This window comes from Desulfovibrio sp., from assembly GCF_009712225.1.
Classification (GTDB): Bacteria; Desulfobacterota; Desulfovibrionia; order Desulfovibrionales; family Desulfovibrionaceae; genus Desulfovibrio.
This window is the reverse complement of sequence record NZ_WASP01000006.1, coordinates 543,378-564,857: the sequence shown is the minus strand read 5'-3', so window position 1 is coordinate 564,857 and position 21,480 is coordinate 543,378. Positions and strand designations below refer to the sequence as shown.

At 50.7% G+C, this 21,480-nt stretch carries 26 protein-coding genes; 9 read left to right on the top strand and 17 right to left on the bottom strand.

What is annotated here, in order from left to right:
• The first annotated feature begins 17 nt into the window (after window positions 1-17).
• The 3 genes from F8N36_RS07880 to F8N36_RS07870 all read left to right on the top strand — a co-directional run bounded on the left by F8N36_RS07880 (window position 18) and on the right by F8N36_RS07870 (window position 2,244).
• Window positions 18-1,025, top strand: coding sequence for a LysR substrate-binding domain-containing protein (locus F8N36_RS07880; RefSeq protein ID WP_291332251.1), 1,008 nt, complete (start codon window positions 18-20; stop codon window positions 1,023-1,025).
• A gap of 346 nt (window positions 1,026-1,371) precedes the next feature.
• Window positions 1,372-1,827 (top strand): FxsA family protein, encoded by a 456-nt coding sequence (locus tag F8N36_RS07875; protein ID WP_291332250.1) that lies wholly within the window; start codon window positions 1,372-1,374, stop codon window positions 1,825-1,827.
• Window positions 1,828-1,830: 3 nt separating this feature from the next.
• The gene (locus tag F8N36_RS07870; RefSeq protein ID WP_291332249.1) at window positions 1,831-2,244 is read left to right on the top strand and encodes a nucleoside 2-deoxyribosyltransferase; all 414 of its coding nucleotides are present in this window, start codon (window positions 1,831-1,833) and stop codon (window positions 2,242-2,244) included.
• A 511-nt stretch (window positions 2,245-2,755) separates the two neighbouring features.
• Here the strand turns inward: F8N36_RS07870 and F8N36_RS07865 are convergent.
• The 8 genes from F8N36_RS07865 to F8N36_RS07830 form a co-directional block, all read right to left on the bottom strand.
• Window positions 2,756-3,271, bottom strand: coding sequence for an energy transducer TonB (locus tag F8N36_RS07865; RefSeq protein WP_291332248.1), 516 nt, complete (start codon window positions 3,269-3,271; stop codon window positions 2,756-2,758).
• Window positions 3,268-3,690 (bottom strand): biopolymer transporter ExbD, encoded by a 423-nt coding sequence (locus F8N36_RS07860; RefSeq protein WP_291332247.1) that lies wholly within the window; start codon window positions 3,688-3,690, stop codon window positions 3,268-3,270. Before F8N36_RS07860 ends, F8N36_RS07865 begins: the two co-directional genes overlap by 4 nt.
• An 86-nt stretch (window positions 3,691-3,776) precedes the next feature.
• Window positions 3,777-4,379, bottom strand: coding sequence for a MotA/TolQ/ExbB proton channel family protein (locus F8N36_RS07855; RefSeq protein WP_291332246.1), 603 nt, complete (start codon window positions 4,377-4,379; stop codon window positions 3,777-3,779).
• Between the two features lie 42 nt (window positions 4,380-4,421).
• Window positions 4,422-6,254, bottom strand: coding sequence for a GTP-binding protein (locus F8N36_RS07850; protein WP_291332245.1), 1,833 nt, complete (start codon window positions 6,252-6,254; stop codon window positions 4,422-4,424).
• 73 nt (window positions 6,255-6,327) lie between these two features.
• Entirely contained in the window at window positions 6,328-7,476 is a 1,149-nt protein-coding gene (locus tag F8N36_RS07845; RefSeq protein WP_291332244.1) for a twin-arginine translocation signal domain-containing protein, read from the bottom strand.
• 10 nt (window positions 7,477-7,486) lie between these two features.
• Window positions 7,487-8,890, bottom strand: a complete 1,404-nt coding sequence (locus tag F8N36_RS07840) for a hypothetical protein (protein WP_291332243.1) — start codon at window positions 8,888-8,890, stop codon at window positions 7,487-7,489.
• Between the two features lie 10 nt (window positions 8,891-8,900).
• Window positions 8,901-9,173, bottom strand: a complete 273-nt coding sequence (locus tag F8N36_RS07835) for a hypothetical protein (RefSeq protein ID WP_291332242.1) — start codon at window positions 9,171-9,173, stop codon at window positions 8,901-8,903.
• Window positions 9,170-9,814, bottom strand: coding sequence for a GntR family transcriptional regulator (locus F8N36_RS07830; RefSeq protein WP_291332241.1), 645 nt, complete (start codon window positions 9,812-9,814; stop codon window positions 9,170-9,172). Before F8N36_RS07830 ends, F8N36_RS07835 begins: the two co-directional genes overlap by 4 nt.
• 340 nt (window positions 9,815-10,154) lie before the next feature.
• On the opposite strand from F8N36_RS07830, the gene F8N36_RS07825 reads away from it, so the two are divergent.
• Window positions 10,155-11,330 carry a hypothetical protein gene (locus tag F8N36_RS07825; protein ID WP_291332240.1) on the top strand — a complete coding sequence of 392 codons (1,176 nt, stop codon included), beginning with the start codon at window positions 10,155-10,157 and terminating at the stop codon, window positions 11,328-11,330.
• A 795-nt stretch (window positions 11,331-12,125) separates the two neighbouring features.
• On the opposite strand, the gene F8N36_RS07820 is transcribed toward F8N36_RS07825, so the two are convergent.
• The 9 genes from F8N36_RS07820 to F8N36_RS07780 all read right to left on the bottom strand — a co-directional run bounded on the left by F8N36_RS07820 (window position 12,126) and on the right by F8N36_RS07780 (window position 18,255).
• On the bottom strand, window positions 12,126-12,833 hold the full coding sequence (locus F8N36_RS07820) for a hypothetical protein (protein ID WP_291332239.1): 708 nt from the start codon (window positions 12,831-12,833) through the stop codon (window positions 12,126-12,128).
• A gap of 66 nt (window positions 12,834-12,899) precedes the next feature.
• Complete coding sequence (locus tag F8N36_RS07815; protein WP_291332238.1) at window positions 12,900-13,859, bottom strand: HNH endonuclease; 960 nt, start codon at window positions 13,857-13,859, stop codon at window positions 12,900-12,902.
• A gap of 40 nt (window positions 13,860-13,899) precedes the next feature.
• The gene (locus tag F8N36_RS07810; RefSeq protein ID WP_291332237.1) at window positions 13,900-14,643 is read right to left on the bottom strand and encodes an endonuclease; all 744 of its coding nucleotides are present in this window, start codon (window positions 14,641-14,643) and stop codon (window positions 13,900-13,902) included.
• Window positions 14,643-14,939 (bottom strand): hypothetical protein, encoded by a 297-nt coding sequence (locus F8N36_RS07805; protein WP_291332236.1) that lies wholly within the window; start codon window positions 14,937-14,939, stop codon window positions 14,643-14,645. The genes F8N36_RS07810 and F8N36_RS07805 overlap by 1 nt, the downstream gene beginning before the upstream one ends.
• An 86-nt stretch (window positions 14,940-15,025) precedes the next feature.
• Entirely contained in the window at window positions 15,026-15,310 is a 285-nt protein-coding gene (locus F8N36_RS07800; protein ID WP_291332235.1) for a hypothetical protein, read from the bottom strand.
• 70 nt (window positions 15,311-15,380) lie between these two features.
• Complete coding sequence (locus F8N36_RS07795; RefSeq protein ID WP_291332234.1) at window positions 15,381-16,304, bottom strand: Abi family protein; 924 nt, start codon at window positions 16,302-16,304, stop codon at window positions 15,381-15,383.
• A gap of 334 nt (window positions 16,305-16,638) precedes the next feature.
• Complete coding sequence (locus F8N36_RS07790) at window positions 16,639-17,292, bottom strand: hypothetical protein (RefSeq protein ID WP_291332233.1); 654 nt, start codon at window positions 17,290-17,292, stop codon at window positions 16,639-16,641.
• 181 nt (window positions 17,293-17,473) lie between these two features.
• Window positions 17,474-17,950 carry an Sbal_3080 family lipoprotein gene (locus F8N36_RS07785; RefSeq protein WP_291332232.1) on the bottom strand — a complete coding sequence of 159 codons (477 nt, stop codon included), beginning with the start codon at window positions 17,948-17,950 and terminating at the stop codon, window positions 17,474-17,476.
• Window positions 17,951-18,051: 101 nt separating this feature from the next.
• The gene (locus F8N36_RS07780; RefSeq protein ID WP_291332231.1) at window positions 18,052-18,255 is read right to left on the bottom strand and encodes a tail fiber assembly protein; all 204 of its coding nucleotides are present in this window, start codon (window positions 18,253-18,255) and stop codon (window positions 18,052-18,054) included.
• Window positions 18,256-18,558: 303 nt separating this feature from the next.
• On the opposite strand from F8N36_RS07780, the gene F8N36_RS07775 reads away from it, so the two are divergent.
• The 5 genes from F8N36_RS07775 to F8N36_RS07755 all read left to right on the top strand — a co-directional run bounded on the left by F8N36_RS07775 (window position 18,559) and on the right by F8N36_RS07755 (window position 21,473).
• Window positions 18,559-19,383, top strand: coding sequence for a PD-(D/E)XK nuclease-like domain-containing protein (locus F8N36_RS07775; protein ID WP_291332230.1), 825 nt, complete (start codon window positions 18,559-18,561; stop codon window positions 19,381-19,383).
• A complete protein-coding gene (locus F8N36_RS07770; protein WP_291332229.1) occupies window positions 19,380-19,751 on the top strand; it encodes a recombinase RecT in 372 nt (123 codons plus the stop codon). The genes F8N36_RS07775 and F8N36_RS07770 overlap by 4 nt, the downstream gene beginning before the upstream one ends.
• On the top strand, window positions 19,676-20,581 hold the full coding sequence (locus F8N36_RS07765) for a hypothetical protein (protein WP_291332228.1): 906 nt from the start codon (window positions 19,676-19,678) through the stop codon (window positions 20,579-20,581). The genes F8N36_RS07770 and F8N36_RS07765 overlap by 76 nt, the downstream gene beginning before the upstream one ends.
• Window positions 20,582-20,702: 121 nt before the next feature.
• Window positions 20,703-20,951, top strand: coding sequence for a hypothetical protein (locus F8N36_RS07760; protein WP_291332227.1), 249 nt, complete (start codon window positions 20,703-20,705; stop codon window positions 20,949-20,951).
• A gap of 228 nt (window positions 20,952-21,179) precedes the next feature.
• On the top strand, window positions 21,180-21,473 hold the full coding sequence (locus F8N36_RS07755; protein ID WP_291332226.1) for a hypothetical protein: 294 nt from the start codon (window positions 21,180-21,182) through the stop codon (window positions 21,471-21,473).
• The last annotated feature ends 7 nt before the right edge of the window (window positions 21,474-21,480 follow it).

Here is a 21,480-nt window from a genome sequence, read left to right as displayed (position 1 = left end):
TCTGATACTACTTTAGTATGACATTAAATGTAAAAATTCAATTTACAAATAATAAATCCCATATTAAGTCGTTCTTAATGTTTACATCAGATGATATGATTTTTATTGCGGCACTCAGCAGATCTTCATCTCTGGCTGCCGCTGCAAGGCTTCTGAATGTTACCCCGCCTGCTGTTACACAGCGGCTGAGAGCTTTGGAAGCCCGTACTGGCGTGCATCTCGTGGATAGAGGAACGGGAGAAATCATATTCACCGAAGAAGGTGAATTGCTGATAGATGCTTCAAAGCGTATATTGCAGGATATAGATAGCGTTTCGGAGTTATTGCGAGAAAGAAAGGGTGTCGTTTCCGGTCAGCTGCACATTGCTGGGCCAACTGGATTCGGGCGCAGGTATCTCGCACCGGTGATAGAATCCTTTAGCACTCTCCATCCACAAGTTACCATCACTCTCAATCTGTCAGACAATCCCGCACATCTTAAATCGGATTATTGGGATTTGATCATTCATATTGGTGAAACACCAACCCACCCGTTTCAGTTGGTCACACTGGCGCCCAACAAGCGTTTGCTGTGCGCCTCGCCAGAATATCTGCAGAAGCACGGCACTCCGCAATCACCCAGGGATCTCGTCAAACACAATTGCCTTGCCCTGCGCGAAAATGATGAAGATGTGACCATGTGGCGCTTTAGTGGGCCAGACAACAACAATACGGCTGTACGCATCACTGCGGGGTTGTCGTGCAATGACGGAGATGTGATTCTGGAGTGGGCACTTTCCGGCATGGGTATCATTTTACGGTCAGAATGGGACGTGGCCGATGTTCTTGCCAGGGGCAACCTTGTTCACCTCATGCCAGACTGGGTTTCTCCCGATGCTCCTGTGGTCGCCCTGCTTGGGCCTCGCCGTCAGCGGACCGCGCGTGCGCGTTTTTTTCTCGAGTCTCTGCGGCAGGCTTTCGACCCGGCTCCATGGCGCTCAGAAGACGAAGGTTGCGGCGCATCGATACCAGCAATTGCGGAATAAACGCAGGTGGCCGATGCATGCGGTGGGTACCTTGGCGTTGTGATGGCATGTAATCAGATTGACCTGCTTGGTAGCTCATGTTTTTATTAGCGTGACAAGCTGATGGTCAAGGTTCAGCAATCAATGTCTGTCGGGTGGAACCTCTGCCCAACCAATCAGCAATACATGCCGCCTTCAGTTCTGGCGACACCCTGGCAGTTACGCGCGTATGGGCATGATGTTTCGGACGCGTGCTGTATGTGTGTTGCCGGGCAGGGTTTGATGTGTGCAATAAGCTTGTCGAACCTGTTGAAACTGTGAGGGCTGTATGTCTCCCCGCCTAACGCCTCAAGAAATTGCCTATCTGTTGGGCAAATCAGACAATGACCTGAACACGCAAAGTGTGCCCACAGTCGCCATACAGGCTTTGGAATTGCTGGAGCGCCTGATGCCCATGCGGCTTGCAAGCTATGTCTTTTTGTTTGCTGTTCTTACGATCATGCCCATGCTTGGCTTCAGGGTTATGCAAAATCTGATTGGCCTCGATGGTAGCTTTTTGGTTGGCATTTTCACAGCCTTTATCGGGGTTTTTCTGATATACCGAAATGCCAACCTTTTTCTCCGGCAAGCAGTTGAAAAAGTACGCAACGCAGAAACAATTCCGGTAGAAGTTTTACAGCGGGGTGCCACATGCGCAGCCGGAATCCTCATGATGCTGCCCGGCCCGGTTGTAAATTTGCTGGCTCTGGGCATACTGTGCCCCCCCGTGACCAGGCTGGTTGCGCTTTCCGTTTATAGATACCTTCAACGTCCTAAGGCATAACGCATGCGCACAATATACCAGGCTGGCCCATTATTCACCGAGGCGGAGCAGGCATGGCACAAGGCGCTGTCCGCACGGCTTAAAGACAGCGGGCACGACGTTATATGGCCTGGTAATCTTCTGACCGATGAACAGGTTCAAAATGCGGGGGCAAATGCCTCCACTTTGATTTTTGATACCTGCAGGGTGGGAATTGAGCGCTGTACCTGCGTGGTGGCCCTGCTTGATGGAACACAGGTAGACGACGGTACAGCATGGGAGATTGGCTACGCCTATGCCAGGGGGTTGCCGATTTACGGAATACGCACAGATTTTCGCCATGCAGGAGAAACACGGCACAGCACGGTCAACAGCATGATAGAAGGGTGTCTGTCGGGGCTGGCAAGGAGTGTGGAGGAGTTGCTGGCGCTTCTTTAAACTGCGTGGGTTGTGTTATTTGATTCGCGAGGGGTGCTGCTGCCACAGGGTGAAAGAGCACTGGTCGCAGATCAAGATTGCGCTCTTTTTACAGGCACAATGGTGGCCGCGGGCAGAATGCACTCGCGGCCAAAGGGGCATGGGTATAATCAGGAGGCCACGTAAGAATTCCACAGCCTGATGGCCGCAGATTCACTTACTGACCACTGCAGGGGGCAGTTGCCGCATTCGCATACAAGCCGATAGATGTCGCGGACTCTGCCGTCTGGGCGTGAGGTCTCGATAGTGGGGTGTTTTCCGCATTTGATACATGGGTGAATGACAGGAAGGTTTTCTTTGTTCATGCGCTTTAACTAATCACGATTGCTCGCGCAGTCAAAGGAAACTATAACCCAAAATGCCGTAGCGTCTTCATGTGCCCAAGATATGTGCCCAAAAATAAGGGGCCATCCTGTTAAGGATAACCCCTTGATTTAGTTTAGGTGCTCTTCGGGTATAATAATATTTTCTGCTAACGTAAGTCGTATTGATATTTCACGTGCAGCACAACGGGGATAGCTCCGTTGCCCAGAATTTCCGGGCGTTTCACGCTGCCGCTTGCCGCGCAAACAGCCCGGTATGCCGCAGCATCGAGAACAGGTGAACCCGATGTTTGCCGCAGCACGGGGTCAGTAAAGCTGCCGTCAGGACGCACGGTGAAAGCATAGGCTGCAACACCAAGCAGTTCCTCTTCACCTTCATCCATGCGGTGGGAATGTACTGCTGCATCCAGATCGTCAAGAAAGGCAAAAAAAGCCTCACGCCTTTTGTCTGCCGTATTGGGTGGTTCAATCCGGTTTGGGGCGGCCTCCATGCTGATGCCAGAGCCTCTCTCTGGTGAAGGCCCAAGCCCAAGAGAATCCATACTGATGGTTATCGGTGTGCCCAGTGAATTTTGCGCTGAGGCTGCGCCAAACAGGTGGAACATCCCCCAGTGAGCAAGGCACGAAATGGCAAGCGCTGCGTAGAATCGTTCGGTGCTGGTCATGGTTTGTCCGTTGCCGGTTGACCTGTAGTGGCAATGAGCAGTTTTTCACCGCCCTGCATACGCACTTCATCCACAAGAAATATCAGACTTTCTATCGGTGCTTTGGGGTCAGCGGCCAGCACTAGTCTGCCCGGTCTGCTCCTGAATCCGCGCACAAGCTCGTGCAGTTTGTTCCTGACCTCGTGCCGGGGCAGGGGCTGCCCTTCGCAAAGAATATCGCCGTCAGCGGTAAGGCGTAGTTCAATCACCCTGCCCGACAGCGCTTTGCTGCTGCTGGCGGCGGGCAGATCTACATCAAGCCCACGAACCGCAAATGCTGCGGCAATAACAAAAAATATAAGCAATATAAACAACATGTCTATGAGCGGGATCAGATCGTACTCATACGTTGCGTTCAACGGGCGGGTAAGGCGAAGCATCAGCATTGCCTCCTTGTATCAGCGAGAGGGAAGCTGCCGGGCAAATCTGCGTCAGCAGGTGGTGCCGCAGGTTGTGCTGCAAAAAATTAGCAGGCATGGCCGGTGCTGCCCTCGCTCTGTATCAACGATGCATTGCCAGCAGCATCAAGCATACTGGCAATGGTTTTGAGGCGGGCATGAAAAAATGCCAGCGAAAACTGGGCAACAATGGCAATGCACAGGCCGGAGGCCGTGTTGAGCAATGCCTGCCAGATGCCATCGGCCAGCATGCTCATGTCTACACCGTTGGTAGCATGCGCGATGCGGGAAAAAATGGAGATCATCCCGCTCACTGTTCCCAGCAGACCCATGAGCGGAGCAAGCCGGGCAATGGCACCCAGCAGGCCGAGCCGACGTTCCAGTTGCTCAAGAATCTGCTCGCCAGCCAGATGCAAGGCTGATTCACGGTTGGGGCTTGCCACTGTGAGCAGCTCGGCAAACGGTTGCAGCAATGGCACTGCGACCATGCGTTCCGCTACTGTGCCCACATCGCCGTTGCACGAGGCTTTGAGCAGTTCTGTTCTTAACACATCATCGGGCAAGGCGCACGATGCGTACAGCAGCAGGCGTTCTACAACCACCGTCAGGGCAAGAATGGAAACCGCTAGCAGGGGCCACATCATCCATCCCCCAAGTGCAATGATGTTCATTTCTGCCTCCTTGACGCAATCGGTACGCAGTACCGGCAGGGTTTATGCTGTTGTGGGCGGGCTGTCTGGAGCATGAACGGGTGACAGGTTCACCCCGATAAAGACCATGTATCGTTCATCAGATTCTTCCGGAACTTCTTCAAATTCCAGACGGCCAGCGGCGTACTGTGCAACAGCTGGTGTGATGGTGCCATCACCACAAAGATCAACAACGCCCTTGGCCCGGAACAGCCCGGGGCCAGCGCAATCCACCATGCTCTCTATGTCTTTTACACTGACCGGTTGCGGTAGCTTGAGGCAAAACGAGGCAAAGCCCTCGTCTGCGTGGTTGGAGGCGCGCAAGGCCTTCATGGTTTGCAGCCGGGGAGTGCGCGATGGTGGCAGGCCTTGGGCGTCCAGCCATGCGGTATGCAATGAGTCTAGGATCGCAAAGGAGATGTTGCCCTGCACTGCGGGAAGGATAACGGCTTTAGGATTGCAGCGGCGCAGATCGTGCATCATTGTCTCGAGCTGTTGCCGGGATACGGCATCGGATTTGTTGGCAATGATAACATCCGCCTGTTCCACCTGCGCCATACTGATGCCAGAGCATGAAACATCCCAGATAAGGGCGTCGGCAACAGTTATGACCAGTCCAGGTTGCACCAGATCGTCAAGATCTTTCATGGATTCTAGTACGTTGACTGGGTTGGCAAGACCCGTGGTTTCAAGAATTATCTGCTCGGCGGGGGCCGCATCCAAAAGGCGTTGCAGGCCCGGGCGCAGGCTGTCGGCAAGCGAGCAGCACACACAGCCTTCATCCAGAGCCTCCACATGCGTTTCGCCGCGAGTGAGGGAAGCGTCAAGCCCGATGTGGCCAAATTCATTCTGTATAACGGCGGCGTATTGTTCCCGGCCATTCAGATAATCCAGCCAGCGGCGTAGAAAGGTGGTTTTTCCCGCGCCGAGAAAACCGGTCAGTATATGCATGACAGGCAGATTGGCATTTGTGCATGCAGTTCCCTGGCGCTGGCGACCGGGCAGATGCGTCATAACTTTGCCGTCAGCAGTCAGGGCGGCGACCGTCCCCGTACGGCCATTGCCGTAACAGGCTGCTCGGGCTGGAGCCTGCGGGCCTGTTCCCAGTCGCGCTTGTAGCGACAGGATCTGGGGGAGGGTATCTTCTCGACCTGCGTCCGGTTGCGTCTGCTGTGTCATGTGCAGACTCAGGCGCGGTTCTTCGCCAAACAGGGTAAGGGCGGTGGCCGCTACCGTTGTAAAGAGCCGCAGCAGCAGCCTGAATGCGGGCACATCGTGTTCCACCCCGCCGGGTGGAACAATCCACTCCAAAGGCTGCGCGGCTTGCGCACCGTTACATTCTGATGCGGCGTGGTGTTGCGCGGCAATACCCCGTTGGGAAATCTGGCGGTATCTGGCCGGTGCGGATACGGACAGGGTCAACCCTGTGCCATCCAGCGCGGTGACAAGCTGAAATTTCCCCATGCAGAATGGGGCAAGTTCTGGTGCGTGCAGCGAGAGATTGCGCACGCTTTCCTCATATCCCTCCCCCATGGCCAGTGACAGGGCCTGTAGGGGAAATATATCCAGAACGGGATCTGCCGCATAGGGGAAGACGTGCGCTGTAAACGTGCCGTAAAGAAAGGAATCGTCCGAGTGTTCTTCCTGAAAAACCAGGCCGTAGACGTGCGGGGAATCAGCTACCCGGCATGTCCAGGCGGCATACAGCTGGTTGGAAGTGTGCACCCCTCGCCAGCCCAGCCCCCGCGCCCGTTTACGGTCAAGGTGAATACCGGTGAGCAGACAGTTGAGAATGGATGGGCTTTCTGCATCTGTTTCTGGCGAGAGGGGGCGCGGCAATAGAGTGGCGAGGCGCATGGCTGTTCTCCGTCGTGGTAGGCTGTGTTCATATCCAGCCGGGAGGAGACCCATCCCCCCCCGGCTGCGCCTTTTACGAGGGAAACTTGATGACGTCCCCGTTGCCGAGGTAGTTTGTTGTTTTTGAGCGAAACCGCGCCGTGCCTTTCACAACAGGGTAACCAGCATCCACAAATTTCTGGGCCGTGATAAGTCCGGTGCAGTGGTTGCAGCCCACCCGCTGCAGATCCCACTTCTTAAGGCCGATCACCAGATCGTCGTATTTGGGGTCCCAGTCGTCAAAGGGCGAGATGTGCAGGCCGCCGTAGAGTCCGTAGAACTGGTCGTTTTCGTAGGCAATGGTTTTGTAGGCGGTGTCGGCAAAAAGAATAATGCCCTGGTGGCAGCATCCGGTAATGCTCACAAGGCCAATGTCTTTTACGTTACAGTACATGGATATCTCGCCGAATACATTGAAAATAATTGGGCAGTCAAAGCCGTAAAGAGCCACGCCGTCCTGAATTTTGTGCAGGCCCTTGGGAACCTCGGTCCACTTGCCCACATGCCCGCAGTCTTTGAGGTACTGTTTACCGTTGGGGTAGAAGGTGTTGGGCGTATAGATGTGGATATTGGGGTTGTATTTGGTTACAGCGGGCAGGCCAAAATAGTGATCCATGTGCTCGTGCGTCTGGATCATTGCGGCAATTTCATTATTGGCCAGCATGGTGTCGATGCCTTCCCGCTTGTAGCAGGTGTCCATCCACAGGTAATTCCAACCGGTGTCAAAGAGGTACTTTGTTACCTTGCCATCCATATTCTCGATTTCCACGAGGCAGGAGAATCCGCCAGCGTTATCCGCATGGACACTTTTTTCACTCACTATCTTCCATGCTTCTTCCAGCTTGTTAGGCAACAGGTGCTTGATCAACTTCATGCCGTCGGCGTAGTTGCCCTTGCCGATACCCTTACCATTGCCGAACGGAGGCCAGTTGAACGTGTACTGGTCTACCAGCAGGCCGCCCGCGCCCGTCACATCCTGCATGAAGATGCCGTTGTCAAACCAGCTTGTCTCGGAAATGTTGGTTATTTTTACAGCTTTGCATACGCCGATATCTGCCGTGCCGCGTTTTACGTCCTTCAGAAAGGCCCTGCGCATGGGGGAATATGAATACGCGCCCATGGCGCCAATGGCACCTACGCCGACCCCTAATGCGGCACCCTTGATAAATTCTCGTCTGTCCATATTGCTCTCCCTACTGCACAAGGGTGAAGTGAGCGCTGAACCATGGCAGCGCGGCCACTATGGCAAAGTACAGGATGACACCAGCGAGTATGCCTACCACAAGACCGGGAAGCATGGCTGGGGTCCAGGCACTCTTGGCGGCAAAGGCGTGTTCGTCTGTGGCAATATCCTCGCTGGTTCGGAGTTCGCGCTTCCAGCCGGGCCAGCCGTCCATGAACCACCAGTTGATCAGCCAGATGTTGATCAGCCAGATCATGGGTATCATGGGAAATTGCTGCGGATGCGAAAAGCCCTTCTGGGTTCCAAGAACAAGATGTGCGTACTGGTAGTACAGACAGTAAACAGTAATACCGCCCAAAATTACCAGAAATGTGCGTATAAGGATGTTGACAGGAGTGCTGAACTTGTTGGGCCAGTTGCCGCAATAGAATTGCAGAAATAATGCTGGCACCAGGAAGAAAATGGCGGTTTCGCCCACATGCAGCCAGCGCCAGTCGGGAGCCGCGTCACGCTTGTGCCCACGGATAGCGTCGCCCCACACCAGTTCCTGCATGTACCAGAAGAAAAAGCATAGGGAAACGGAGATGACGATGATACCAAAGAACAGGGAAAACCGGCGCAACCACGGCCTCTTGATAAGGCAGAAGGGGTAGCGTTCCCAAATACCTTCCATGAACCATACCACAACAGTGCAGCACATGATCCAGGCCACATGGAAGTTGGCGGAAACAGTCTGAGCAAATGATTCCCAGTAAGGCGGAGTAATAGCAGTGAAATACTGCCACGGGTAATACAGAATGCCCATATGGTTATGCATGGTCATAAAATAGATGACCAGACTCAGGCAGAAGGTACCCAGCCATATGCTGAAGCCTCTGACTGGTTGGCCCTGATCCTGCCAGGGGCGGCCTTCCAGCGCCACAATCCAGGCAGGGCTGATCCAAGAGGCGATGACGGCAAACATCATGCAGGCTTGGGCCGCATATTCTGTGGAGTAAAATTCAGTCAGCCCCGGCAGTTTCTGCAATTGGTGAGGACTAAAGTAGGCAAATGCAAAATTGCCTAGAATCCCTTCAAAAAAACCGTGGATCATCATAATCATGATGCCGACGGACACAAGGGAGAGGACTAGCCCTTTTTGCAGGGGATGTGCATTGCGTATCCAACTACGTTTGAACGGCCAAAAATCGAAAATATAGGCCATCCAGATAAGGATGACCAGCCACCAGCGGCAATAGTTGTAGCCAACATACGGCGTATAAAAGCGCATGATGCCGCGTGGATCCTGAAAAATCCACCAGGTTACGGCAAATATGGAGAGCGTTAACACCATGTTGGCCAATACAGGCCAGGGGCCCTGCCAGCGCTTGATGAGCTTTCGCTCTTCAAGATAGGGAATATCGTGGTCAGCCATAGAACCCTCCTCAAGATTGCGGGGTTTCCGTTTCCACGGTGGGGCGCGCTTGCGCGCGCATTGCCTGTGCAACTGCTCGAATCAGTGCATCCTCGTTCATGCTATCCACGGGCAGCCCTAGCCGCTGCCCTTCAAACCGCAACATGCCGGACGAAAATTCCGGCGGCAGCAGCGCCTCGCCGTCGCAAGCCAAGGCCTCTGCATCGAAATTCTCGCCCGGTATGCATGGGGAAACCGCGCGCCAGTTTCCCCGTAAAAAATTACGTCTTTGCCGGTCTATCATTCTTCTTCCCCAAGGCTTTGCAAAAGACATGTTGCGTATGCCGAAACGGAAGAGGCGCAGGCTTGCCCGTCTGCATGACGCAGACCGTGCAGCGTGCGGGCCAGATGCTTGAACAGCTCCTCCAACCGTGCCTGACTGCACTCCTGCAACAGCCGGGCAAGCGCACCAACCTCTGGTAGTGTGGCTGCACCGGCCTGTGCAAGACGGGCGTTGTCGATGGCCCGTAAAAGTATGTAGAAAAATTTGAGGTGATGCTGCGCCAGCAGGCGCATGTCGCCGCTGTGCAGCGCCATGCCTATGGAGGGCAGATGCCGCTCAATCGTCAACATGACTGATGGCGCAAATGAACCAGATACCGCTGCCAGCAAGGGGGTCATGACGATATTCATGGCCCTCAGACTGTCGGCTAGGCTGGCGGCGTCAGGGTTGCAGGGAAGGGCACGCACAAATGTGCCCTTGTTGCGGCGGGTTTCCAGAATACCCTTGCCCACAAGGGTGCTCAGGGCCGTGCGCAGCGTTGCGCGGCTGACCCCAAGCTCTTCGGCGAGGTGCCGTTCGGCGGGCAGGCGTTCAAACAGCGACCAGCGCCCTTGCAACAGGGCGTGCTCCAGCGGGTTTTCAGCATTTGCTGGCGTGATCACGGGCGTCCTCCAAGCAAAGCGTATTCAAGTACTTTTATATGACTTCATTTTGCGCGCCTGTGAATTTTTTGGCAACATAACCCAAAAAAAATTTCTGCTTATATTTAACATAATGAAAAATATAATATATTTTTATTTATTTGGTATGACCACTATAAAAGCATATGTACAATTGTGTGGATAACAAGCAGATTATATGAGCGAAATAGCAGAGTGATATTGATATTTATGAAAGTGGTCTGACCACTGTTGCGTACAAAAAAGTCTTGCTCATGGTTGGTGTCTATTTTACTGCCAATACGGCTGGATTGAGTTCTTATTGTCAACAAATGGAGCTGACATGGCGCGTTTTCTTCAATGGCGCAAAGGGTTTCCTGGATTATTGTGGAGCATTTGCCAGCGCGAGTCGCGCCTTGAGGTTTTTACCCGATGGCCCGGCGCGGGTTTTGATGCTCCGCAGTTGCTGAAAAATGCCGCGTTCAGAAAGCAGGCCGTGATGGAGCAAGATTATCCGCTGCTTGTGGAATTCTGGGACATGATCCATGCCGGGCGGCCTGCAGCCGCCATTTTCAGGCTAAAATACGACGATGGACACACGCCACTCATTTTGCAGGGCTGGCCGGAACCGGGACATGATGTATACAGTGGCTTTCTTAAAGAGGCTTTTTTGCCTGGCGGCTATAATTCTGCCTGCTATAATGCGCAGATTCAGATGCGTGTGGGAGATGCTGATTACCCTGTATTTACTGTAAACATGAGAGAAAAGAAGCTCTGCGATGCCAACAGCGCGGCGCAAATGCTTTTTGAAGGAGAAAAACAGGACGGACGAGAGCTTGCGCTTGATACAGTGGTGCCGAAATCTTTATTGAAAGGTTTTGTTGCAGCCCTGGAAAAAGCTGTAGAGCGAGACGCATGGTCAGGAAAACTGCTATTGGGCAACGCAGAACGCGGCCTGTTTTCAGCCCATGCCCGTCTGACTGTGTGGGGGGAACCCGGTAAGGAAGTAGTGCGTGTTGCACTGGTTAATGTTGACGCCAAGCCCATGCAGGTTGAAGACGATGGTGCCTTGACCCTTTGCACAGACGAGCTTCGCCCAGCGCTTGAAGAACTGTACATGCTCTGCAACCACGCGATTGACGGGCTGATGCTTTCGCATATCCAGATGGGTAGCGGCCGTGTGGCCGTATATGGCGTGGGGCCAGTTTTTGACGGCCTTGAGTGGGGCACCCTGCATGCCTATGAGGGTACCATCGCACAGGATATCGAGCGGTACAGTTTGAGTTCGCTGATTGTGGAAGACACCCTGGATAGTGTCAAATCTATTGACTGGGCGTTATTTGCCCCACTAGGCGTTCGCTCGTATTTCGCCAAACCTTTCTATGCCGAGCATGGTCTGCACGCTGTCCTTATTTTGGCTAGCAAACGGCAACGCGCCTTTGGAGCAGATGCGGAAACTCTTTATGCAGATGTTTCGGCGGCATTTGGTCAGATCATGCTGCGCTGGAGAAATCCTTAATCAGAGACTGTTGTGTGACAGGTCAGTGTGAAAATTTGACTCACAACAGTACAAGCTAGTGCAATAATATTTTATTCGATGAATTCGCTTCCTTATGGAGCATTTTCTGCTGGACACATCGCGAATGCCTTAACGAGTATAGAGAAGCGTGACATCGCTGCACGGTAATTTGCGCAGTGGCTGATCAGGCTGGATTCGGGCCAGACTGCATCTCGAAAGGGTGTAGTCCATATTGGGCCATGACTGAATCTCGACCGCGAATAATCCTATGTTTGGGGATACCGAATTGCAGCAGACTGGGCGCGTTCATAGTAGCACAAAAATCATGGGCTATTTATTGGGGTTGAGGTGTAAGGATTCTGGTATATTGCGAAACTTGCGCATGGTCTGGGGGGGGAGGTGTTCTTGTCTTTGCTCAAAAATGGAAAAAGCCATGGGGCACGTGAAGGGTTGGCCCACATTGGTGCTTGTTGCCAATTATTGCACCATTGGGAAGGTTCGAAAAAATAAAGAAGGGTTACAGACAGAGCTGTAACCCTTCGATTTATTTGGTGGGCAGTACAGGACTTGAACCTGTGGCCCCCGCCTTGTAAGGGCATAGGTGGATATTTAATATTATGAAATAATTGTTTTTATTTTATAGCGCACATGACTTTTTGGGCACTTTTGCCCCATTTCATGTGCCCACTTCATGTGCCCAAGTTTAGATATGCTTTGCGCTTAGTGACTTTGCGTGGCGGAGGTTTACGTAAAAGTTCTGTTCAAAAAATAACTGCATATCTTATGCAAACCGAATCAATTTAATTCTTTATAAATTTTAAATTGCTGTTCAAATTCACTTTCTGACTGAAATTCAATTTCATCAATATTAAACATTTTTTTTCCATCCATCAATTTAATAAAATTTGGGAGCTTATCAATTTCATATATATCTTTAAAATAAACAACTTTATTTTCTCCAGTAATAGAAACATAGTTTATTGTTGTGAATGATACTATGTCCATAAATACAATATTTAGTTTGTTTCTTGTGTTTTTTAAAAGTCCTGAAAATTTTTCAATATTATTTTTTCCAACAGCTTTATGAATTTTCCCTTTTGGGTTGTTGTATTCTACTGAATAAGCAAAATTGTAAATTGGTATGTAATAGTTAGTTATAGTGTTGTTATTTTTAAAATATTCTATAAACAGAAATGATCTGATTGAGGTTGATGAATATTTTATTGGCCCTGATTCATTGGAAATAATTAAAGATTCAGATGTTACGCTATCGATGTTGGCATTATAGTCATTTTCTTTTGAGATTATAAACAACGGTTCTTGAGCTGAAATTTGCATTTTATATAGCGTCACTGTGTAGTATGCGATAAGTCCTGTAAGCACGAGAGTGCACAGCGTTGTAATCGCGTTGAAAAATAATTTGAAATTTTCACGTCTGTTTTGCTTTGTATTTTCTCGACTTGGGCAGCGGCATGGACAATTATTATTGTCATTTTGAATCATGAAGGCTCCCTTTTTTTCGTTTTTAGTTTTCAGCTTATAGTATAATTTGAAAAAAATAATTATATATCATTGGAATATTTTTCTCCTATGGTATTGCAGAAAGACTGCTTGCCTCTCTGAGAATGGCCCAACATTCTTTTCAACCAGCGAATAACCACAGAGGGCTTCTAAGTCTCCATGTGATACCTTGGTTGAAATAAGAACAGTCCCATTATCCTCAAACGAGATTAGCCCTTTATCAAAGAGATGGTCAAAGTCAGGCGTAAGTAGCAATCCATTGTTGCCATCAAGGCGCTCTTCATTACTGCTGTCACGCCAAGGCTTGATATGGCTAGCGCGCAGCAGGCGGCTATCTGTGATACCAGTGAAGCGGCAGCAGTGCTCTATGCCTTCTAGTCTCTCTCGAAATTTGCCTTGCCCGCGGCGCGACATGATCAAGGCTTGCTTCTCAGTCGGTTTAAGTTCGGTGCTAGAGTTAATAATCTCAGTCATTCTGTCTTCCATCTCGGCACGGATCTGGTCGGCTATTGTAGGGTCTTGTGGCTGTGTAGCGGCAAGGCTTATGATGCCTTCAGCAAAATTCCGCATTGGGGCCAACAATGCCGTTGCCAGTACATCAGAAATGCCTGTGAGATACACTCCTTGCAGACCACGGCCATTCGTTTGAAGGGGAGCATATTTGTGGGGTAGCAAAGGAGCTATCGTTTCCATCATATCAGCCGGGCGGAATGGCGTAGGAATTTTGTACCATGCTACTTTTACCAGCCACCCATCGTTATCCCAATCTTTCCCTGCCTCGCCGAACTCTACCGGCTTGTGTGTAGACAGAGCTGCGTGTGTGGCAACGCCAAGGTGTTGAATCTTTGTCTTGTAGAAGGAAAAAATGATATCTCCGACCTCAACGGCCGCCATGGTGTCATAGAAGTAGTTCTTGGCGCCGTTCTTTTTGCGTTTAGGCGACCAGAGGTAGCCGCCTGCTATTTCATATTCCGAGCTTTTATTCTGATTCACCCACCAAAAAGCCATGGTTATCTCTCTTTGCTCGCGCTGTTGGTGCAGTCTTCGTTCACCACATGCCGGCGGCGACACACGGTTGCTTGACGAACATATTCTCGTTACCCTGCAAGGCTTCAATGCGTTTTGCACGGGTGCATTCCCATTTATCCACTGGATACTGCTTGTCCCAGGCCTGCATCAACTGCTCGTGCTGGCGGCTCATGTGGTAGCGCGAGTAGGAGTCCTGCATATAGAAGTAGGTGCGGGCGATCTGTCCACGGGCGCGAGTTGGTGGCTCGGCCTTCCTGTCTGCGATCTTCATGTCGCATGTGCCGAAAGTAGGTTGTTCCCCGGCGAGCATCTGGTAGTTGAAGTTTGAGCGCATTGCGTTGACCGCGCCAATCGCAGGATACAGGTTGTACATATCGGCTTGCATGCGCCTGTATTCTCCGTTGACCTTCTCAGCACATTTGCGCCCGCGAAACTCTTTGCCCCGGTTGTCCACGCATTCGGGTGAGCCCTCGCGCCATTCTGGGAAAGTCTGACCGAAGTTTTCGGCTGGTAAGGCGTGCTCCCATTCGATTTTGTCAGCGCGCTTCTCATGTTTCGGTGTCTCGAACCCATCTGGCAGAGTCACGTTGCCCTGAGCGTCGTATGTGGCCCCGCAATAGAATGTCACGCGGTGGTCGGCGTAGACCTGCGACAACATCTTCTTTGAGTGCGAGAAACTGTCGTTGGTCGTGTTGCCGGCAGCCATGGCCAGAGCGGGGAGCAGGAGCGCGGCCAGTAGGGCCGAGAGAAGGAATTTGCGCATTATACACCATCCTGACGTTCAGCGCATTCAAACGTGATGGATGCGGTTGCGCCGTCCGGCGTTGGCTGGGTTTCCATGGTCAGGATGTTTGCCCGCTTACCCTTTTGAGCGCAGAAATCATTTGCGATTTTGATTGCATCCCGTTTGGCGTCCATCTGCGCGCCATTCAAAAGAGCCTGTGTTCTTTCAATGTCTACGTTGTAGACATTGGGTCGAATTTCTAACGGAGCACCGACTTTTGTGCCGCAGGCCGAAAGCGCCCATGCGCAGCAGACCAACAGAATAAGGTTTCTCATCCTTTCCCCCAAGCTTTTTGGGTTTATCTATCAATCGCTATGCGTTGGCGCAAGGGGAGGTGATGAAGCACGCTCTGTATGGGCCCCTAAGACTTGTTGTCGTTAGGGTGTGCGTCTGTGTCTGCGCGGCACTTACACGACGGGCTGATAGATCCGTCGCGGCAGACAACGCGGCCATTTTTGCACTGACCAGACATGCCGCCGTGATGGGAACAGCAGCCACGGGCAGCCTCAAAGATGCCGGTCAAGTCGTTTGGTTGGGAAGTGGTGGCGCACTGGTCGGAGATGATGGGTTGGGTGGCAGTGGTGTCGTCGGCAAAGGCCGGGATGGCGAGGAGAAGGAATAGGAGAGCGGTGGCGAGTGTTTTCATGGTGACCTCCTAGGAAGGAGGGTAGTCGGGGGTGGAGAAAAAAGAAAGGCCGCTTGTGGCGGCCATATTGTTATTTGTCAAAAATTCCTTGCCATAAGGGTAAGTTCTCCCAATCGTCTGGAAATCCCATAGAATTAGGATGAATATCGGGATATTTTTTTAATAACTGCCCCAATCTGGTTTTCCAACTGTGACTTGGATTAATTATGTTCATCATATGCAGGAGCATGCATAATTGATTATATAATTTATTTTTAGTTTTGTTGTTTGTGTAAACAGAATCAGATAAAATTTTAGGGTTTTTGGGGAGTTTTATTCCGAATTTTAAGCTTCTGTTCCAAACACGACAATGATGTGCACATCTATTTCTCAAGATATTTAAAGCATGTAAAAAAGAACAAAAGACAACCTCATCAAGCCCGTATATCCTGGAGATCATATTTCTATCAGATGGATCTTTTAAATTTTTAATCCATTTTGAAATCTTTCCGAAAGACATGATTTCGCAAACTGCCCATAGAGGGGGCAAGTTCTCTGAATATTTATTTGAAAAATGTTCGATATATTTTTCATCACTTTTTAAGCACGATGCCTTAAGTTCAACTATTGCTTCAAAGTATGAGTCGTCATCAAAACTAAAAAGAGCTTTATCAAGGTGCGCATGAGCTCCGTATTTTATTCCAAGGGTATATGCCCATTGCGTCCTTATAGAAATTTCAATTCGTTCTATTGCGTCTAACAGTAATATACGCAGCTCTCGATCAAAGAGATAATTATTAAGAACAGAATCAAAGGTTGTGGATTCGTGGAATTGGTGCGGATCTCGGCTTATCTCAAAAGGTAGCCAGTATGCTTCTAGGTGGTAATAATTAATGTGAGCTAGGTATCTCATTGCCCGTTCTGGGTCATCAATAATCATTCCTCGCTCTGAGAGTATTTCGACTTGTCTTTTAAATGTGGTTGCGGGTTTTCCGTAGCATTTTTTTTCATCCATGCTCTCACCACCCCTAAAAAAAAGGAACCGCCCTGGTGCGCATTGTTAAGAGGCGTGGGCGGTGTTGTTAGAAGTAATCTATGTATTCATGCAAATTTCGTCAAGAGTAATTTGCATAAAACCGATGATGAATCTGCGGCGTTGCGACTGGTTATCGAAGGAGTTTGGTAGGTTCAAATCGAATTTCTTTAGCCGATTGGGAAGTGCGAAGGAGATTGCGGCAAAGAATTTCCTTAATAACTCGCCCCCTTCCATACGTCCAAAACGACGGAGGTTGGACCCGACGCGGCATATGGCGAGTTCATGGAATGAATAAACTCATTTTTGCATGTTGTCATCGGGAACAAGGAGAAGCTTTCCAATAAGCCCCATCCTTGTCAGCAGTGCTATTTTCATCGCAACGGATCACCTTCAAGAAGCGCCTGCCGTCAGTAATTGGGGGTGGGGTTTCAAGACAGATGTAACCAGTTCGCATGAAATCCAATTCGCTTGAGACGTAATCTTTTGTCGATTCAATGTCGTGAAACTCAGGGGAAAGCAAAACAAAATATTGTTTCGTACTTTGGAATAATTCTTTCATGCCTTTAAGTCTTTTAATTTTGCTATCCAATTGTTTCCTGTCCCATCTAGAAGATAATTTTGCTTCGACAAATATAAGTGTATTTTCAGTGCAGATTATGAAATCGAAATCTTCTTGAGTTCCAGAAATTTTATAGTTTATATTTTGAATTGTCTTTTTTTCTTCATTTTGTTCGTTGTATCTGGTCAGTGCTGCAATGAGCCAATCAATATGATAATCCATAGCCCACCAAGCATTTTTAAGATCAGCATTCAATAATTCAGTGAATTTTTTTGTCAATTTCTCAATAATCGCATCGCTAAGAGGCAATGATAGGTCTGCTCCGTTTCCACAGCAGTTTCGGATGAGCCAGTACCGTTCTTTCCGGTTAAAAATTTCCAGACATTGCGCCAGTGTTTTGCGGCTCATGGTTTGTCTCGTGGTGTTGTAGTTAAACTTATCGGAACGTTTGAAAGCAATTTACGTCGCCTGTCATACTATTTTTTGAGGTAGTTCGTTCGGTATCAACCACCGTAAGTATGTTCAACCTTGCGCAGAAATAGGAAAGGCCGGGATTAGCCCAGCCTTTTTGTGTCCTTCCAGTTCAATTTTACTTCGCGGCTTCCTGAGCCGTAGGCACTTCGGGTGAATTCACCGACGATGGGAACATTTTGTCGACAAGCTCGCGTATCTTTTTATCGCCTTTGACGAATTTCCCCATGTTCGCACTACCATGTCTTGAATCGTAACTTGCAGTACCTATCGTCCGATTGTTGTGCATGACGTCGATACGGGCATACGAAAGGTATAGAGCTAAATCCCAGCTCCACAGACCCAAATAAGTTGACGTAAAATTACATTTTTCTAGTTCAGGGGAGGATTTTTGTAGAACTTTGACACGATAGCCTTTATCGCGCAGGGCAGCCACATATGTCGGCAGGAAACCTTCACGCACGGCTGGGTCTTCAATAATACAAATTTCATCCATTCCTATTGGCTCGCCTACAGGGTGAACCTCTTGTTTGATGGAGCATGCTGTGGTCAGTAAGGAAAGAACGACAAGACAAATTTGAAAAATATTCCGCATAATTTCTCCCATTTTCTTATGACTTAGCAGCCCATAAATGTTGGTGCAACCCAGTTTTTGAATATGGGGAAAGCAAAGGCCGGGTATCCCTCGGCCTTTGCTTATACTTCTGGCATTATAGGCCATGGTGTGGCATCGCCGCCACCATCCCACGGAGCTCCATGCTGTTCGGGCAGGTCACGCAGGGCAGCACGGTAAGCCCGGACTGCCACAAGATCAGCCTCACCGATGGGATAGTCCGACAGCATATACTTGTCCGTAGCCATAAGGCGCGCGTCACGGGCGGCGCGCAGGGTGGCAAACATGCCAGTCTGCAGTGCCTCAGCATGCGCAGTGCACAGGTCTGCCCATGTGGGTTTTGCGCGCTCGTCTTGACGACCTTTGGAACGGCGTGAGGAACGCACTGTGGGCCGTGTTCTGGACGGGGGCAGTATGCTTCGCGCTGGGCATCATCAATCACTTGGAGCAGATGGCATGGTGACATTGTTTCTTTTCCACAACAGCGAGGCCGTGATTCTGGTTGGAACCATGGCTTCCGTCATGGATCAGCTTCGCGCATGGTGCCCTGATGGCCCAGTCATTGACGTTTTCAGACGGGGGAGGGTGCAATGAACGTTGCGCGTATCGTGCGGGACGCGCCGGATGTTTACCACGGCACTAAGGCGCTATCGAAAAGCAGCATGGATGAACTCTTGCGCTGCCCGGCGCGCTTCAAGGTTACCTTTGACGCCATGGGAAGCGGCGACCACGACCAGACAGCCGCCATGCTTGAAGGCGGATTGTTCCATGCCATGGCACTTGAACCAGACACCGTTTCAAGTCGCTACCATCACCGCATTCATGACGGGTCCACAAAGGCCGGGAAAGAAGAAGCGGCGCTTGCTAGAGACAAAGGACTTGAGCTGGTCAGGGCTGGCATGTGGGATGAATGCGCGGCCATGTCCGAGGCCGCCAGAGCGCACCCACTGTTTATTGCCGCATCAAGGTCGGGGACGTTCATCACCGAAACCTCGATTTACTGGCAGGAAGGGCCGGTGCCATGCAAGGCCCGCATTGACCTCATTACTGAGCTGCCGATGTTCGGGCGCTGCGTTGTCGACCTCAAAAGTACCCAGGACGCAAGCCCGTCAGCTATCGCAAAGAGCGTTTACAACTATGGCTATCACCGCCAAGCGGCTTGGTATCTTCGAGCACTTTCAGCTGCTGGCCTGCCAGCTCAGGCATTTATCCTGCTCTTTGTTGAAAAGGCGGCACCCTATGTGGTGTCTGCCTACAACGTGTCTGAGGCTGCGCAGGGAGTTGCCCTGAACGAAATACGGTACGCAGTTAACCTTTTTAAAGACTGCTCGGCTTCCGGCATCTGGCCCGGGTACACCAGCGATATCATCACAGAAATAGACCTGCCCGAATGGGTATACAGGAGGAGTGCATGAACGCACCCACAAAAATTCAGCCAGAAACCGTCGGCCAGCTTATCCAAAAACAAATTCCAGCAATCGCCATGGTCGTTGGCGGTAGCACAAAGGCAGAACGTGAACGACGCGCTGAGCGTTTTGCCCGCATCTGTCTTACAGCCGTGCGCAATACTCCGAAACTTGCAAACTGCACCATGGAAAGCTTTGCTGCCTCAATGATGATCTGCGCACAGCTCGACCTTGAGCCGAACACACCACAGCAGCTTGCCTTCCTCATTCCTTTCGAGATCAAAAGACTGGGCATAACAGAATGCCAGTTTCAGGTCGGCTATCCAATGACAGCCACTTCATCACGTCAGAGCGCATCACTGTGCGGCAGGAGCTGACCCAATCTGAAAAGGCTGAATACGCCGAGGAAATGAGCCGACTTGATGCCAAGATCGAAGAGCTCGAAGAAGAACGCGATCGGCATATGAAAAGCCTGAAAAAGCAGATTGACGCCATGGAAGAAGAGCGGCGCTCCTTGTCGAAGATCGTGCGCGAGGGCAACGAGGAGCGTGAAATCTACTGCGACAAGTGCGCCGATTATAATGCGTGCGAAATCGTCTGGACGGATGCTTATCCGCCTCATGCCGTGGTACAGCGGCGGCCCATGACTGCCGAAGAACGGCAGCTGCCCTTGGAAAAGAAGGCCAAGCCCGATCACGCGGTGGGAGAGCAAACGGAAGCTGCCGGTGACGGTGGTCAGGAAACGGTAACCCTGTCAGGCACAATCGTGAGCTTTGCCGAGGACTCCATTGAAATCGATTTTGGCGAGGCGGGTACATTCACCCTGAATTCTGATGCTGTCAGCATTGAGGGCGGTCAGGAGCCCGGCGAGCAGGCAGAGTTTACCATTGAACGAAACGTGGCCATTGAAGCCGGTATCATTCAGCCCGATGCGGAATCGCAACCAACCCCCGAAGAGCAGCTGCACCAGATTGTTGGCGAAGTCCTGCCAATGGCTCTTGAAGCCGCCGCAGAATTTCACGATGCCGCAGCCGACCTTGCCGACGGTCTGGGCATGACGCTGCGCTCTTGCGGCACATGCGCCCACATCAATGAAACCCCGCAGGACGGGGAAGATGATCCCTGCGCCACTTGCGGAAGCAACGATCTTCCCAACTACGCCCCCATAAACGGCGTCACCAGCCAGCGCGCCGCCAGCGTTCAATAAGTCTCCTCTCCCTCTCTGACCTTGCCTGTCAAAACCTCTCAGCGGACGGGCAAGGGATTGGGTGGAAGAGCCCATTAATTCCGCCGCAATAATGCGGCCTTTTTATTTTCAGGAGGGTAATATGGGTACCCAGGCATCTGCATCGAAGCCAAAGCACAAGCAGAAGAATTTTGCTCAGATCAACGGCAACTGCAAAATGGCAAAGCTCAGTGACGGATTGCAGCCAAGGGCATGCGAAGGATGCGGCACTGTCAGCAGGTTAAGAGTGTGCCCTTTTTGCGGGTTTAGCAGGGGCCGCGAGCAAGACAAACTCGCTACCAAAGGGCGCAAGGTCAAAATTAAGAAGCAACGTAACCATTCCACAGCCTGATAGCCGCGGATATACTTACTGACCACTGCTGCGGATAATCTCCGCATTCACACTTGATGCGGTAAATATCCTTAGTCCTGCCTTCCGGGCGTGCGGTCTCAACTTGTGGAGTTCTGCCACACTTAATACAGGGACGAATAGTAGGGAATTTATCTTCGTTCATATGCTTTGAATAACTAAAAATGTGTGCATCGTCAAAAAGTTTCAGGGATAGAAGGAGGTAGGTGCATGCAATACTTGCTGACAAAAGAAGATGCTCGTCAGTTCTTTGGATTCAAAACTATTGAGGCAACAGAAAAAATGTTGCAGCGCCTTCATGTTCCAAAGGTGGATTTTTCAATAGTTGGTGGCAAAGGCATCCGATATAGACGGAGCGACCTGGAAGAAGCCCTTTCAAAGATAGAAATTCGACCCAAATCGTCTGGACGTATTTCAAAAAGAAGACGGCCACGGACAGATATTTTCGACCTTTCTGTCAATGAACAGCTGGCTATCCTGAGCGCAGAAAAAACACAGCAGTAGGTTCGGG

Coding starts and splice junctions, on each gene's coding strand:
- F8N36_RS07880 (WP_291332251.1), top strand. CDS start 18: ATGACATTAAATGTAAAAATTCAATTTACAAATAATAAATCCCATATT.
- F8N36_RS07870 (WP_291332249.1), top strand. CDS start 1,831: ATGCGCACAATATACCAGGCTGGCCCATTATTCACCGAGGCGGAGCAG.
- F8N36_RS07865 (WP_291332248.1), bottom strand. CDS start 3,271: ATGACCAGCACCGAACGATTCTACGCAGCGCTTGCCATTTCGTGCCTT.
- F8N36_RS07860 (WP_291332247.1), bottom strand. CDS start 3,690: ATGCTTCGCCTTACCCGCCCGTTGAACGCAACGTATGAGTACGATCTG.
- F8N36_RS07855 (WP_291332246.1), bottom strand. CDS start 4,379: ATGAACATCATTGCACTTGGGGGATGGATGATGTGGCCCCTGCTAGCG.
- F8N36_RS07850 (WP_291332245.1), bottom strand. CDS start 6,254: ATGCGCCTCGCCACTCTATTGCCGCGCCCCCTCTCGCCAGAAACAGAT.
- F8N36_RS07845 (WP_291332244.1), bottom strand. CDS start 7,476: ATGGACAGACGAGAATTTATCAAGGGTGCCGCATTAGGGGTCGGCGTA.
- F8N36_RS07840 (WP_291332243.1), bottom strand. CDS start 8,890: ATGGCTGACCACGATATTCCCTATCTTGAAGAGCGAAAGCTCATCAAG.
- F8N36_RS07835 (WP_291332242.1), bottom strand. CDS start 9,173: ATGATAGACCGGCAAAGACGTAATTTTTTACGGGGAAACTGGCGCGCG.
- F8N36_RS07825 (WP_291332240.1), top strand. CDS start 10,155: ATGGCGCGTTTTCTTCAATGGCGCAAAGGGTTTCCTGGATTATTGTGG.
- F8N36_RS07820 (WP_291332239.1), bottom strand. CDS start 12,833: ATGATTCAAAATGACAATAATAATTGTCCATGCCGCTGCCCAAGTCGA.
- F8N36_RS07815 (WP_291332238.1), bottom strand. CDS start 13,859: ATGGCTTTTTGGTGGGTGAATCAGAATAAAAGCTCGGAATATGAAATA.
- F8N36_RS07810 (WP_291332237.1), bottom strand. CDS start 14,643: ATGCGCAAATTCCTTCTCTCGGCCCTACTGGCCGCGCTCCTGCTCCCC.
- F8N36_RS07805 (WP_291332236.1), bottom strand. CDS start 14,939: ATGAGAAACCTTATTCTGTTGGTCTGCTGCGCATGGGCGCTTTCGGCC.
- F8N36_RS07800 (WP_291332235.1), bottom strand. CDS start 15,310: ATGAAAACACTCGCCACCGCTCTCCTATTCCTTCTCCTCGCCATCCCG.
- F8N36_RS07795 (WP_291332234.1), bottom strand. CDS start 16,304: ATGGATGAAAAAAAATGCTACGGAAAACCCGCAACCACATTTAAAAGA.
- F8N36_RS07790 (WP_291332233.1), bottom strand. CDS start 17,292: ATGAGCCGCAAAACACTGGCGCAATGTCTGGAAATTTTTAACCGGAAA.
- F8N36_RS07785 (WP_291332232.1), bottom strand. CDS start 17,950: ATGCGGAATATTTTTCAAATTTGTCTTGTCGTTCTTTCCTTACTGACC.
- F8N36_RS07780 (WP_291332231.1), bottom strand. CDS start 18,255: ATGTTTGCCACCCTGCGCGCCGCCCGTGACGCGCGCCTTATGGCTACG.
- F8N36_RS07775 (WP_291332230.1), top strand. CDS start 18,559: ATGAACGTTGCGCGTATCGTGCGGGACGCGCCGGATGTTTACCACGGC.
- F8N36_RS07770 (WP_291332229.1), top strand. CDS start 19,380: ATGAACGCACCCACAAAAATTCAGCCAGAAACCGTCGGCCAGCTTATC.
- F8N36_RS07765 (WP_291332228.1), top strand. CDS start 19,676: ATGCCAGTTTCAGGTCGGCTATCCAATGACAGCCACTTCATCACGTCA.
- F8N36_RS07760 (WP_291332227.1), top strand. CDS start 20,703: ATGGGTACCCAGGCATCTGCATCGAAGCCAAAGCACAAGCAGAAGAAT.
- F8N36_RS07755 (WP_291332226.1), top strand. CDS start 21,180: ATGCAATACTTGCTGACAAAAGAAGATGCTCGTCAGTTCTTTGGATTC.